The sequence below is a fragment of the Nocardia sp. NPDC058499 genome (genome assembly GCF_042719915.1).
In the GTDB taxonomy this organism is placed as follows: Bacteria; Actinomycetota; Actinomycetes; order Mycobacteriales; family Mycobacteriaceae; genus Nocardia.
In genome coordinates, this window is record NZ_JBHXMZ010000014.1 from 64526 (window position 1) to 77378 (window position 12853).

General features: G+C 67.4%; 14 protein-coding genes. 10 read left to right on the forward strand and 4 right to left on the reverse strand.

The window, feature by feature from the left end:
• The first annotated feature begins 3 nt into the window (after positions 1–3).
• The 3 genes from ACFWPH_RS30530 (at position 4) to ACFWPH_RS30540 (ending at position 3316) form a co-directional block, all read left to right on the forward strand.
• Positions 4–1287 carry an MCE family protein gene (locus ACFWPH_RS30530; protein WP_378755663.1) on the forward strand — a complete coding sequence of 428 codons (1284 nt, stop codon included), beginning with the start codon at positions 4–6 and terminating at the stop codon, positions 1285–1287.
• Between the two features lie 2 nt (positions 1288–1289).
• The gene (locus tag ACFWPH_RS30535) at positions 1290–2738 is read left to right on the forward strand and encodes an MCE family protein (RefSeq protein ID WP_378755744.1); all 1449 of its coding nucleotides are present in this window, start codon (positions 1290–1292) and stop codon (positions 2736–2738) included.
• 125 nt (positions 2739–2863) lie between these two features.
• Positions 2864–3316 (forward strand): hypothetical protein, encoded by a 453-nt coding sequence (locus tag ACFWPH_RS30540; protein ID WP_378755664.1) that lies wholly within the window; start codon positions 2864–2866, stop codon positions 3314–3316.
• A 47-nt stretch (positions 3317–3363) separates the two neighbouring features.
• Here ACFWPH_RS30540 and ACFWPH_RS30545 read toward each other — a convergent pair whose 3' ends face one another.
• Positions 3364–4539 (reverse strand): acyl-CoA dehydrogenase family protein, encoded by a 1176-nt coding sequence (locus ACFWPH_RS30545; protein ID WP_378755665.1) that lies wholly within the window; start codon positions 4537–4539, stop codon positions 3364–3366.
• Positions 4540–4721: 182 nt separating this feature from the next.
• Between ACFWPH_RS30545 and ACFWPH_RS30550 the strand changes: the two genes are divergently transcribed.
• From ACFWPH_RS30550 to ACFWPH_RS30575, 6 genes are all read left to right on the forward strand, one after another.
• Complete coding sequence (locus ACFWPH_RS30550; protein WP_378755666.1) at positions 4722–5381, forward strand: TetR/AcrR family transcriptional regulator; 660 nt, start codon at positions 4722–4724, stop codon at positions 5379–5381.
• Positions 5382–5516: 135 nt separating this feature from the next.
• Positions 5517–7019 (forward strand): class I adenylate-forming enzyme family protein, encoded by a 1503-nt coding sequence (locus ACFWPH_RS30555; RefSeq protein WP_378755667.1) that lies wholly within the window; start codon positions 5517–5519, stop codon positions 7017–7019.
• 26 nt (positions 7020–7045) lie between these two features.
• A complete protein-coding gene (locus ACFWPH_RS30560) occupies positions 7046–7351 on the forward strand; it encodes a hypothetical protein (protein WP_378755668.1) in 306 nt (101 codons plus the stop codon).
• Between the two features lie 20 nt (positions 7352–7371).
• Positions 7372–8565, forward strand: a complete 1194-nt coding sequence (locus ACFWPH_RS30565; RefSeq protein WP_378755669.1) for a hypothetical protein — start codon at positions 7372–7374, stop codon at positions 8563–8565.
• Positions 8562–9071 (forward strand): twin-arginine translocation pathway signal, encoded by a 510-nt coding sequence (locus ACFWPH_RS30570; RefSeq protein WP_378755670.1) that lies wholly within the window; start codon positions 8562–8564, stop codon positions 9069–9071. The genes ACFWPH_RS30565 and ACFWPH_RS30570 overlap by 4 nt, the downstream gene beginning before the upstream one ends.
• A complete protein-coding gene (locus ACFWPH_RS30575; RefSeq protein ID WP_378755671.1) occupies positions 9041–9283 on the forward strand; it encodes a hypothetical protein in 243 nt (80 codons plus the stop codon). The genes ACFWPH_RS30570 and ACFWPH_RS30575 overlap by 31 nt, the downstream gene beginning before the upstream one ends.
• Before the next feature lie 40 nt (positions 9284–9323).
• Here ACFWPH_RS30575 and ACFWPH_RS30580 read toward each other — a convergent pair whose 3' ends face one another.
• Genes ACFWPH_RS30580 through ACFWPH_RS30590 form a run of 3 tightly spaced genes read right to left on the reverse strand, consistent with a single transcriptional unit; the run spans position 9324 to position 12326 of the window.
• On the reverse strand, positions 9324–10700 hold the full coding sequence (locus ACFWPH_RS30580) for an NAD-dependent succinate-semialdehyde dehydrogenase (protein ID WP_378755672.1): 1377 nt from the start codon (positions 10698–10700) through the stop codon (positions 9324–9326).
• 49 nt (positions 10701–10749) lie between these two features.
• Positions 10750–11001, reverse strand: a complete 252-nt coding sequence (locus tag ACFWPH_RS30585) for a ferredoxin (RefSeq protein WP_378755673.1) — start codon at positions 10999–11001, stop codon at positions 10750–10752.
• Positions 10998–12326, reverse strand: a complete 1329-nt coding sequence (locus tag ACFWPH_RS30590) for an NADH-ubiquinone oxidoreductase-F iron-sulfur binding region domain-containing protein (RefSeq protein ID WP_378755674.1) — start codon at positions 12324–12326, stop codon at positions 10998–11000. Before ACFWPH_RS30590 ends, ACFWPH_RS30585 begins: the two co-directional genes overlap by 4 nt.
• Positions 12327–12366: 40 nt before the next feature.
• On the opposite strand from ACFWPH_RS30590, the gene ACFWPH_RS30595 reads away from it, so the two are divergent.
• On the forward strand, positions 12367–12837 hold the full coding sequence (locus ACFWPH_RS30595) for a hypothetical protein (protein ID WP_378755675.1): 471 nt from the start codon (positions 12367–12369) through the stop codon (positions 12835–12837).
• The last annotated feature ends 16 nt before the right edge of the window (positions 12838–12853 follow it).

Here is a 12853-nt window from a genome sequence, read left to right on the forward strand (position 1 = left end):
CATATGGCGAAATCCGGACGCAAGAGGAGAGTGCGCAACGCCGTGTTCGGTTGCGTATGCGTGGCATTGACGGCCACCGGCTGCAATTGGGACGGCGTCAATTCGCTACCGCTACCGGGTGCCACCGGTCGCGGTCCGGACGCGACCGTGCTGTACGTGGAGATGGCCGATGTCGGTACGCTCACCCCGAATTCGCCGGTACTGATCGACGATGTGGTGGTCGGCAGTATCGGCGATATCACGGTGGAGAACTGGCACGCCCTGGTGGAAGTGTCCATCCAGCCCGGTCAGGTCGTGCCGGCGAATGCGCAGGCGCGAGTCGGTCAGACGAGTCTGCTGGGTTCGATGCATCTGGCGCTGAACCCGCCGCCCGGGCAACCGCCGCAGGGACAACTGGCGCCCGGGTCGCGGATCGAACTCGACGACACCGGCACCTACCCGTCGACGGAGCAGACGCTCGCCTCACTGTCGGTGGTGGTCAATGGTGGTGGGCTCGGCCAGATCGGCGATATCGTCGGCAGCCTCAGCGCCGCCTTCGAAGGCCGGGAGACGAATATCCGGGCCCTGCTGGACCGGCTCGATGTCTTCCTGGGCACCCTCGACAACCAGCGCGCCGATATCGTGGCCACCATCGACGGCCTGAACCGGCTCGGCGGCACCTTCGCCGCCCAGCGTGATGTCCTCACCGAGGCGCTGCACAAGATTCCGCCCGCCCTGGATGTACTCATCGCCGAACGACCCGATCTGGTCACCGCGCTGGACCGGCTGCGCACCTTCAGCGATACCGCCAACGGGGTGCTGACCGCGGCGCACGACGATCTGCTCACCAACCTGCGCAACCTGGAACCCACCTTGAAGGCGCTCGCCGATGTGGGACCGGATATCAACTCGGCGCTCCAGTTCGCGACCGTGTTCCCGTACGGGCAGTACCTCGTCGACAACGGGGTCCGGGGCGATTTCATCAACCTGTTCGCCACCGTGGACCTCACGATTCCGCGGTTGCGCCGGGAACTGCTGCTCGGCACGCCGTGGGGTGATCCGACCGCGGTCATCCAGGCCGCCGTCGGCGATCCGGGCTACGCCGAACAGACCAAGAATCCCCTCGGTTTCGGTATCGCCCCGCCGCCGGTCGCACCCGCCCCGGCACCGCCGCCCGCCCCGGCCCCACCGGCGCCTGCCCCGGCTCCCGTGCCGCCGCCCGCGCCGGCACCGCCGCCCGTGCCCGGCCTGCCGTTCCCGCTGCCGGAGATCCAGCTACCCCAGATTCCCGGGATTGGAGGCGGCTGATGCTGCTGTCCCGTTTCGTCAAAGCCCAGCTGATCATCTTCAGTGTTCTCTCGGTGATCGGGCTGGTGGTGATGTCGGTGATGTACATGCGCCTGCCGACTCTCGCCGGTATCGGCACCATCGGGGTCACCGTCGAACTTCCGGAGGCCGGCGGCCTGTACCGCTTCGGCAATGTGACCTACCGCGGGATCCAGGTCGGCAAAGTCACCGGGGTCGAGCTGGAGGGCGACGGTGTCCGCGCAACGCTCGCGATCGACGGTTCCTACCGGATCCCCACCGACCTGACCGCCGAGGTGCGCAGTGTCTCCGCCGTCGGCGAACAGTACGTGGATCTGCTGCCGCGCACCGATTCCCCGCCCTATCTCTACGACGGCGCCACCATCGAACGCCGCGATACCGCGGTACCGCAACCGGTGGGCCCGATGCTGGACAAACTCAGCGCCCTGGTGGACACGATCCCCAAGGACGATCTCCGGCGCCTTCTCGACGAGATGTTCGCCGGTGTCAACGGCGCGAGCTACGACCTCGATTCGCTGCTCACCTCCGCCGAGAAACTGACAGCCGAGATGAACGGCGTCGGCGATGCCACCAGAACCCTCGTGCAGGACGCCCAGCCACTGCTCGACTCACAGGTGCAGACCGCCGACGCGATCCGCATCTGGACCCGCGCCACCGCCGATGTCACCGGTCAACTGGTATCCAACGACCCGGAGATCCGCACCGTACTGCATTCCGGCCCGGCCTTCGCCGACGAGGTGTCGGCGCTGCTGGATTCGGTGGATCTGACACTGCCGGTGCTGCTGTCCAACCTGACCTCGGTCGGGCAGCTCGGCGTCACCTACAACGCGGGCCTCGAACAGCTGCTGGTCCTGCTCCCGCCCGTGGTCTCGCTGGTCCAGGCCGTCCAGCCGACCAAGAATGCGTCCGGTCTGGGTATCGGTGACTTCCGGGTGAGCGGTGTCTCCGACCCGCCCGCCTGTACTGTCGGCTTCCTCCCGCCCTCGGAATGGCGGTCCCCGCAGGACACCACCACCATCGACACCCCCGACAACCTGTACTGCAAACTGCCGCAGGACCATCCGGTCGCGGTCCGCGGTGCCCGCAACATCCCCTGCGCCAACGATCCGACCAAACGCGCCCCGACCGCGGCCATCTGCAACAGCGACCAGGAGTTCGTGCCGGTCGCACCAGAACAGCCGGTGGTCGGTCCGTACCCCCGCGATCCCGAACTGGAAAGCCAGGGCATCCCGCCGGATTCGCGTTTCGACCCGCCCCCCGGCAACGCCCCCGCAGCCGCGACGAACCCGGCCCCGGCGGCCGCGCCCGCGGTCGCCTACGCCCAATACGACCCGGACACCGGTGAATACCTGGCCCCGGACGGACAGTTGTACCGCCAGACCGACCTGGTAGCCGACAGCCACGGCAGCTGGGAGGACATGCTCCCGCACTGAGGCAGAGCAACAGTCTGCCTGTTTGTCGAAACGATGATGCACTGAGAACTTCCGGTGCCCAGCGGTATCTTCTCGGGCACCGGTTCGTGCCACCTCTGTTCTCCCGGTGCGGGAAGGAGTCATCGATGACCACCGACCGAACGCTGCTCCGGATCGGCGAGGCAGCTCAGCTCAATCACGGTGGACAACGGGAAGAGGCACGTCTGCTGCTTTCCGCCATTTGGGACGAGATCGGCGGTGAGGAGGGCGATCCCTTATACCGCTGCACGCTCGCGCATACGATGGCCGACACACAGGACGACCCCGGTAAGGAACTGCTCTGGGACCAGCGCGCACTCACCGCCGCCGACCTGGTTACCGACGCGCAACTGGCGCAGGCCGGCGTGCCCGTTTCCGCGGCAGGTCTGTATCCGTCGCTGCACCTGAACCTGAGTGAGTGCTACCGCAAACTCGGTGATCTCGGCCGGGCCCGCGAACACCTGCGTCATGCGCAGGACACCATCGGAGCACTCGGGGACGACGAGTACGGACAGCTGATCCGAGACGGCCTGGAGCGGCTGACCGAGCAGCTGCGCTGATCTGGCAGCGCAGCTACTTCGCGACAGGGCCCGCCCGGAGTCGGTGGTCAGCTGCGGGGCAGACCGAGGATGCGCTGGGCGATAATATTGCGCTGGATTTCGGAGGTGCCGCCCGCGATGGTTCCGGAGAAGCTACGCAGATACCGTTCGAACCAGCTCGGTGCGTGGTCTTCCAGGTTGAGCAGGCTGTGCTGTGAGGTGACCGTGGGATGTTCGAGACCCTCGGCGCCGGCGGCGTCGAGGGCGGCTTCCAGACCGCGCTGCACGCTTTCCGAACCCAGCAGTTTCAGCACCGACAGCGCGGCCACGTCCGCTTCGCCGCGGGATTCTTTGGCCAGCGCCGTCGAACCGAGCAGTTCGAGGGCCTGCAGGTCCATGACCACGCCGGCGAAACGGTCGATCTCGAGTTCGGTGCGCGGCCGGAAATCCTGTACCAGCATGCGCAGGCGTTGCGCGAAACTCATCCACAGCAGGGTGCGTTCGTGGCCGAGTGAGCCGGTGGCCACCGTCCAGCCCCGGTTCAGTTCGCCGACCAGGTTCTCCACCGGGACCCGGGCGTCTTCGAAGAACACCTCGTTGAAGTCCAGATCGTCGCCGGCGCAGGCCGAGGCGAACGGGCGGCGGCGGACACCGGGCGTATCGGTGGGGATCAGCAGGACCGAGATGCCCTTGTGTTTGGGGGCGTCCGGATCGGTGCGGACGAAGGTGAGGATCACATCCGAATCGTGGGCGCCCGAGGTCCAGACCTTCTGGCCGTTGACGACGAAATGGTCGCCGTCGCGGACCGCGCGGGTGCGCAGGCCGGCCAGGTCCGATCCGGCGCCGGGTTCGCTCATGCCGAGGGCGGCGGGCATTTCCCCGCGCAGGATCGGTACGGCCCAGCGCTGCTGCTGTTCGGGAGTGCCGAAGGTGATGAGGGAGGCGGCGATGATGCCCTGTCCCTGCGGGTTGCAGCTTTCGTAGATCTTGCGGCGCCCGAGTTCCTCCCGGTGCACGTACTGCTGCAGAACCGTGGCATTGCGGCCACCGAATTCGGGTGGGTATCCGGGGACCAGCCAGCCGTGGTCGAACTGGGTGCTCTGCCAGGCGCGTGACCATGCGGGCACGTGTGAGCTCGACTGCGGGCGCTCGGTGGCGACCGCCTCGGGCGGCAGATGCTCGTCGAGGAACGCGATGAACTCGGCGCGGAACTCTTCCACGTCCTCGTCGAAAGTCAGCTGCACTGTGTACCTCCTTTGGCCAAATATGAGAATATCATTCTCGCAACCGGATATTCTAGTTTCCGCGGCCGGTGGCCGGACCGGGCAACGGGTCCACTCCGGTGGTTCCCGCCGCGGTACGAGTGAGCGGCCGGCGCGCAACCGTGCGGGCCGATCGACGGATACGGCAATCGGGAGGTACGGCCATGCGGAGTACCGGTAGCGGGCTGACCCTGCAGCAGCGGATCGATGCGCGTTCGGTGCGCACCACCAAACTGTTCGGCAGCGCGCAGGTGCAGCGCTTCCTGGATGCGGCGCGCGCGCTGATCACCCAGCGGGGCAGTACCGATTTCACCATGCACGAGGTGGTCGACGAGGCGGGTCAATCGCTGCGCAGCTTCTATCTGCTCTTCGACGGGAAGCACGAATTGCTGCTGGCTCTCTACGAGGAGGCGATCGCCAAGGTGGCCGGTCAGATCCGGGAAGCCACCGGAAATGATGCCGATCCGCTGGACAAACTCCGCACGGCGGTGGAACTGCTGTTCGAGTTCTGCCGGCCCGACCCCGGCGCGCATCGGCCGCTGTTCACCGAATTCGCACCCCGGTTGCTGATGTCGGATCCGATCGAGATCCAGGTCGCGCACGCGTCGCTGTTCGAGTTGCTCGCCGATCTGGTGGATGCTGCCGATGTCGCGGGGTACCTACGTGCGGGGACGCGTCCGCGGCGGCTCGCGGCCATGACGCTGCAGACGGTGATGTTCGTGGCGCAGGGGGCCCGATCCGATGACGGTGCCCATCCGATCACTGCGACGGAAGTGTGGAACCTGTGTGCGTTCGGCGTGCTGAGCAGGGGTGTCCGGGGGTGAGTGCGATACGGACCGGCCGGTTGGTCGATTCGGGCTCCCGGGCCAGCGGATATGTTATTCTCGGTTTTCGAGAATACCGATATCACTACCGGCCGGGCGCTGTATCGCGGCGCCCGGCATTCAGGAAGTAGTCGCATGAGTATTTCGCTACTGCTGGATATGGCGGCGTCGAACAATCCCGATCGGGCGGCCGTCGTATCGGGCGAATCGCGGTGGACCGGCGCCGAACTGGACGCGCTGGCCCACGGGGGAGCGGGCGCTATCGCCGGCTCGGGGGCCCGCAGTGTCGCGTACGTGGGTACCGGCGGAGCGCTCCTGCCGCTGCTGATCTTCGCCTCGGCCCGGGCCGGTGTGCCGTTCACGCCGCTGAACTACCGCCTCAGCGGCGATAAACTCGCCGAACTGATCCACCGGCTCGACGCGCCGCTGGTGATCCACGACGACGCCTACACCGACGCCGTGACGGGCCCTGCCGAACTGCTCTGGGATTCGGCGCGTTTCCTGGCGGCCGCTCGCGATACCGAACCGGCCGGCACCGAACCCGACCCTGACTCACCCGCCGTCGTCCTGTTCACCTCCGGGACCACATCGCAGCCCAAAGCGGTCGAACTCTCGCACAACAACCTGGTCAGCTATATCACCGGCACGGTGGAATTCGCCTCCGCCGCGGACGACGATATTTCGCTGATCTGCGTCCCGCCCTACCATGTCGCCGGGGTGAGTGCCGCGCTCTCGAATCTCTACGCCGGTCGCAAAATGGTCTACCTGCGCAGTTTCGATCCGCGCGAATGGATCCGGCTCATCGAGACCGAACGGGTCACCACCGCGACGGTGGTCCCGACCATGCTGGACCGTATCGTCAGCGCGCTGAAAGCCACCGGGTCGGAGCTGCCGACCCTGCGCACCCTGGCCTACGGCGGCTCCAAAGTCGCGCTGCCGCTGGTGCGGACCGCATTGGAACTGCTGCCGGAAGTCGGCTTCGTCAATGCCTACGGGCTCACCGAAACCAGTTCGACCATCGCCGTACTCGGCCCCGACGACCACCGGGCCGCGCTCGCCTCCGGCGACGAGAAAGTTGCGCGGCGACTCGGTTCGGTCGGGCAGCCGGTACCCGGGATCGAGGTGCAGATCCGCGACGAGAGAGGCACGGTTCTGCCGGCCGAGGTCGCCGGGGAACTGTTCGTCCGCGGTCCACAGGTATCCGGGCGGTACACCGGGATCGGTTCGGTACTCGACGCGCAGGGCTGGTTCCCGACCAAGGACCTCGCCGTACTCGACGCCGACGGCTACCTGTTCATCCACGGCCGCAGCGACGACACCATCATCCGCGGCGGTGAGAACATCGCACCCGCCGAAATCGAGGACGTACTGGTGGAACATTCGGCCGTGCACGACTGCGCAGTAGTGGGCGTCGAGGACGCCGAATGGGGGCAGATCATCGTCGCGGTCGTGGTCCCCGCCGAACCCGGCCGGACCCCGGACCCCGAAGAGCTGCGCGGCTATGTCCGCTCCGGACTACGCGGTTCCCGCACCCCCGACCGCGTGGTGTTCCGGCCCGAACTACCCGCCACCCCGACCGGGAAGATCCTGCGGCGCGAACTCGTCGCAGAACTCACCCGCGAAACCGCCGGCGCGTAGCCGCCGCACGCGAAAGGAAGAAGATCATGGCCAAAACCGGGACCCGGCTACGGAGTCAGGTGTGTACTACCGAGGTGATCATCGTCCGGGCCGCCGACAGCCTCGACGATCTGCGGGCCGGCGGCGTACCGATGGTGCCCATCGACAGTGGCGCGGCCCCTTCGGACGGTGGTCCGCAGCAAGGTTTCGCCGACGGCAACCTGATCGGCAAACGCTACGTCGACGACCAGGGCGCGGAGGTCCTGGTGACCAAGGCAGGTGCCGGCACCCTCAGCGTGGGGGCCACACCGCTGACCATCAAGGAAGCAAAGCCGCTGCCCGCAAGCGACTGAGAGTGATCGAGGTGGGATAGATGCCCGAAACCGCCACCGACCCGCTGATCCTGGCGGCCGAACAAGCCGATGCCGAGGCAGCGGCGGCGGAAGCCGAGGCGCTGGCCGCGCAGGCGTCCGCGACCGCGGCCCGGGCTCGGGCCCGGGCCGCGAAACTGCGACGCGAGGCAGGGGAGCACCGCGCCGTGGCAGCTGATGCGGAGAACGCGGAGTCCGGCAGCGCCGCGGTGCCGGCGGATTCGGGGGTATCGGATCCCGCGCCCACCACGGATCCGGGTGCTGTCGCCGAGACCGCTGCGGTCGCGGATGAATCAGAGGAGGGCGGTGCTGCCGCCGCATCGGGCACCGCGGCGCCGCCGTCGTCCGGGGCGAAGACGCCGTCGCTGTCGAAAGGTACCGGTTCGGCGTCGACGGCCGCGCACGGTGGCACCGCGCCGGGTACGCCCCCGGAGCGCGATACCGCGACAAGTTCGGGTCCGCACGGCGATATGTCGGACGAGGACGATCACCTGAGGCTTACCGCGACGTCGCCCGCAAGTGGCGATGCATCGAAAAGTGCTGGTTCCGACGGTGATACCTCGGTGGGGCCCGGTTCGAGTAACGGTGCTTCGACAGGCTCCGATTCCGGTGCCGGTGGCGTCACGAAGAACCGTGCCCCGAAGGGCGTGGGTAAGGTCGCCGGCCGGTTGGCGGCCGCGGGGCGACGGGCGAAATCGAGTACGGTGCGGCGGCCGAGTGCCCGGATGGTTGCCCGGGCATTGGTGGCGGTGATTGTGCTCCTCTCCCTGATGGCCGGGGGATATTCGATGTGGAACCATCAGCAGATCACCGCGGCCCAGGCGCGGGAGGACGAGTTCCTCAATGCCGCCCGGGAAGGTGTTATCGCGCTCACCACCCTGGATTCCGGTAAGGCCGCCGACGATGTGAAACGCGTCCTCGACCATTCCACGGGTGCCTTCCGCACCGATTTCCAGACGCGGTCGGAGGATTTCACCAAGGTCGTGGAGCAGTCCAAGGTCGCGACCCAGGGCGAGATCACCGCGGCCGCGGTCGAATCCATGACCGACGAATCGGCGGTCGTGCTCGTCTCGGCGGTCTCGCGGGTCACCAACACGGCAGGCGCGCAGCAGGAACCACGGGTGTGGCGGCTCAGCGTCACCGTCACCCGCGAGGACTCGGAGTTGAAGATGTCGAAAGTGGAGTTCGTACCGTGAGAATCCCCAGCCTGCTCCGTAAGGTCCGCCGGTCCCCGGAACCGGTTCTGCTCACCCTGCTGGCCGTAGTAGCGGTGGCCCTCGCCGCCGCGCTGCTGGTCTTCCAGTACCGGCCCGATTCCCGCGGTGACGCGGCGAAGAACGACGTGCTCTCCGCCGCGACCGAGGGCACCGTCGCCCTGCTGTCGTATTCCCCCGAATCGCTGGACCAGGATTTCGCGTCCGCCAAATCGAGGATGACCGGCGATTTCCTCAACTACTACACCCAGTTCACCGAAAAGGTCATCGCGCCCGCCGCGAAGGAGAAATCGGTGAAAACCTCCGCGAGCGTCGTGCGTTCGGCGGTCGCCGAAATACATCCCGATTCGGCGGTCGCGTTGCTGTTCATCAACCAGACCACCACCAGCGCCGAGAAACCCGATCCGGCGCTGGCCGCCAGTAGCGTCCGGGTGACGCTGTCGAAGGTAGAAGACTCATGGCTGATCTCGTCGTTCGATCCCGTCTGAGCACCGGCGACCCGGGCCGCGCGGCCCGGGCCCGGGCCGAAGCGCCGGTACTCGTCACCGTCTATCCGGTCCTCGACTACTTCTCGGTCTGCCCACGCTGCGGCTATACCGCCGAAGCGTCGACCACGGTGCACACCTTCGCCGACGGCACGACCGACAGCGAAACGCATATCACCTGCGGAATGCCCTGCGGCTGGCAGGAAACACGCTGACCGCACGAGGGCACGGGGTCGATCCGGCCGCTACGACTGCCTAGTGTGCCGAGGTTCGCCGGAGTTTGGTGTTGACGAATTCGCCTGCACCCCAGCGTCCGAGTTCACGTCCGTAACCGGAGTGGTTGACACCGCCGAAAGGCAGGCCGGGCAGTGTGGTCCCGTGTTCGTTGATGTAAGCCATTCCGACGTCGAGACGGTCGGCGACCTCCGCCGCCCGTGCGGTATCGGTGCTCCACACCGACCCGCTCAGGCCGAACTCGACGTCATTCGCGAGCCGGACCGCCTCATCGGCCGAGGAGACCTTGTAGACCATCGCGGCCGGGCCGAAGATCTCCTCCGAATAGGCGGCCATCTCGGGGGTGATCCCGGTGAGAACAGCAGGTCGGAGGAATGCTCCGTCGCCTTCGATGGGCGAGCCGCCCGTGTGCAGTGTCGCGCCCTGGCGTACGGCGGTGCTGATCTGCTCGGCGACTGTGTCACGCGCGGAAACGGAGGACAACGGCCCCACGTCGGTGTCGGGGTCCGACGGATCGCCGACGACCGCGCGATCGAATTCGTCCACCAATCCGCGGACGAAGTCGTCGTAGAGGTCATCGACGACGATGAATCGTTTGGGTGAATTGCACGCCTGGCCCGCGTTCGACAGGCGAGCCCGTGCGGCGGTTCGGACCGTTTTCGCCATATCCTCGGTATCCAGCAGGATGAACGGGTCGGAACCCCCGAGTTCGAGAACCGATTTCTTGAGATTCTTCGCGGCCTCCGTCGCCACCGCGGCGCCGGCTCGCTCGCTCCCGGTCAGTGACACCCCGCGGATCGCCGGATGCGCCAGTAGTTCGGCAACCTGACCGGCGCTCGCGTACACATTGATGTACGCGTCCTCGGGAACCGAGGAATCGTGCAGTACATCGGCCATGAGCCTCGAGGAGGCAGCGCAGATGGACGCGTGCTTGAGAATAATCGTGTTACCCAGCAGCAGGTTGGGTGCGGCGAAACGGGCCACTTGGTAGTAGGGGTAATTCCACGGCATCACGCCGACCAAAGGCCCGATCGGCAATTTCTGAACCAACGATTCGTCGGCGCCCTGGGGGTCGAGCTGTTCGGGCGCCACCAGGTCGGGGCCGTTCTCGGCGTACCAGCGGTAGATTGCCGCGGCGAGCTGTACCTCGCCGACGGCCTGCTCGGTGGGTTTTCCCATCTCCCGGGTGATGGCGGCAGCCAGTTCGGTCGATCGCTGCTCGTACAGATCGGCGGTTCGGGCCAGCGCAGCGGCTCGTTCGGTTACCGGGGTGAGCCGCCAGCGCTCGAATGCCTCGGCAGACCGTTCGGCGACCTCGGGAATCTGTTCATCGGCCAACCCAGGAAACTCTTGCTCAGTAGTACCTGTGGCCGGGTTCGTCGTCACATAAGTACTCATCACACGATGCTACGGAAGCCGGAACGAGGAGCGGGCAGGCCGCGGACCGCTATTCCTGCGCGGTTTCCGGCGCAGCGGTTCCGGCGTGCCCGGCCCCGTGCCACTGTTCGGGCAGTCTGGTGATGGCGTGCACCGGGCAGTCGAACAGCGCGCGCGTGACCGCAGCTTCATCCGTCGGTGCGATGACCGGGTCGCCGGCCAGGGAGGCGTAGCCCCAGTCGTCGAGGGGGAAGTGGTCGGGGGCGTGTTTGGCGCAGATACCGAAACCATCGCAGACTGTGCGGTCCAGTTTGATCTTCACAGCAAAGCCTCCGTTTCCACCTGGTATGGAGCGCGGTCGATGGCGGGTCCACCCGCGCAGTCCGGACAGTGATTGTCGAGATGGGCGGCGGTTTCCCGGGGGAAGCGGTCCAGCAGGCTCGCCGCGCTATTGCAGGCGGCGTCGAGGGTGCCGCAGGCGCCGCGGCCGCGCAGGACCGTCGACCAGCGGCGCAGGCGGTCCAGGTCGTCCTCGGCGGCGCGGCCCTCGGCCAGCGCGGTGGCGGCGGCCGCCATGGCGGCGGTGCCGTTGAAGCAGGAGCCGCACTGCCCGGCGTTCTCGCGGTCGAAATAGTTCAGGACCGCTGCCGCGACGGCGACCGGGCATTCCTCGGTGAGGACAGCGAGGGCTCCGCAACCCAGGCCGGAACCGGCGCGGCGCAGAGTTTCGTGGTCGAGGGTCAGACTGGTGAATGTGCGGTCGAGCAGGCCGGTGAAATATCCGCCGACCAGGGCCCCGCGCACCGAATCGACCGGGATGCCGTGCAGGGCGAGCAGATCGGTGACAGGTAAGCCGTAGGGAAGTTCGTATAGAACCGGTGCCCGGTGCGCGGCGGTGACGGTGGCCAGGAAGGTGCCGGGGGAGAGCGCGGTGCCCGCGGCGCGGTACGCGTCGGCGCCCCAGCGATCCAGGAAGGGCAGGTTGGCGAGGGTTTCGACATTGCTGACCAGCGTGGGCAGCCCGGCCACACCGGCTTCGTAAGGCCGTGGCGGTTTGTCGGTGGGTACCGCGCGACCACCGTTGATCGCCTGTACCGCGGCGGTTTCCTCACCCGCCACGTACCCGGGATCGACCCGTACCACAGCGAGTTCCGGGCCACCGGGCACCGCGCCGCCGAGCTCGTCGAGTGCCGCGACCACCGATCGTTCGGATTCCGGGTCCGATACGTAGACGTACCCGCGCCGGGCGCTCACCAGTGCGGCGGCCAGCCGGATGCCGTCGAGCACCAGATGCGGGCGGTTGCGCAGCAGCCAGCGGTCTTTGAAGGAGGCGGGTTCGCCCTCCTCACCGTTGGCGACGACAACGGTTTCCGTCCAGCCGGCGGGCGCGCCGGCACCGGCCGGGCTCGCGGCGCGGACACTGTTCACCTTCACCGCGAACGGAAACCCGGCGCCGCCGCGCCCCCGCAACCCGCTGCGTTCGACGGCATCGGCCAGCGCGGTAACCGCGCCGATCGGCCGGTAACCGCCGCTGTCGCGGTATTCGTAGGCAGTCTCGACCCCGGTAGCGAGCCGCAGCAGCCGTGGCTCGCTACCGGGGTACGGAACCACCGTCAGACCCCCGGCCGACGAGAAGGTGTGCTGCATCGTGCCTCCTGACCCGTACGCGCCGGTTAGGCTCGTCGGCATGCGAACTGCGGTGTTGCGGGTGAATATCGATCCGGCCGGGGAACTCACCGGTGAATCGCTGGCCCGTGGTATGGCGGAACTGGCTGCCGCGCTCGCCGAAACCGGCGAAGTCCTGGAGAAGGATCTCGGTGCGGCCCCGCGGTCGCGGCGGGAGGTCCAGGTGTTGCTCGATACCGGGGACGCGTCGGCGGATGCGGTGCGGGTGGCCGAAATCTGTGCCCGGGTGTTCGGTACCGAACCGGTTGCGGGTGTCGTCACCTATGTCAGTCGCGGTACCGATGCCGACGCGTACGGGGTGCTGGCCGGGTTCGGGCTCACCGGGGAGATCATCCGGGTGCCGGGCAGCGACGGCTACGACATCCTGCAGGTGCGTTTGCGTGAGGCCGATCTCGAGCGGGTCCCGGAGAGCCGGATCCACACCGCGCTGGAGGCCTCGACGAACTGTGAGGTCCGGATCAGCACGGTGTGACGCCGCGGGGCACAAG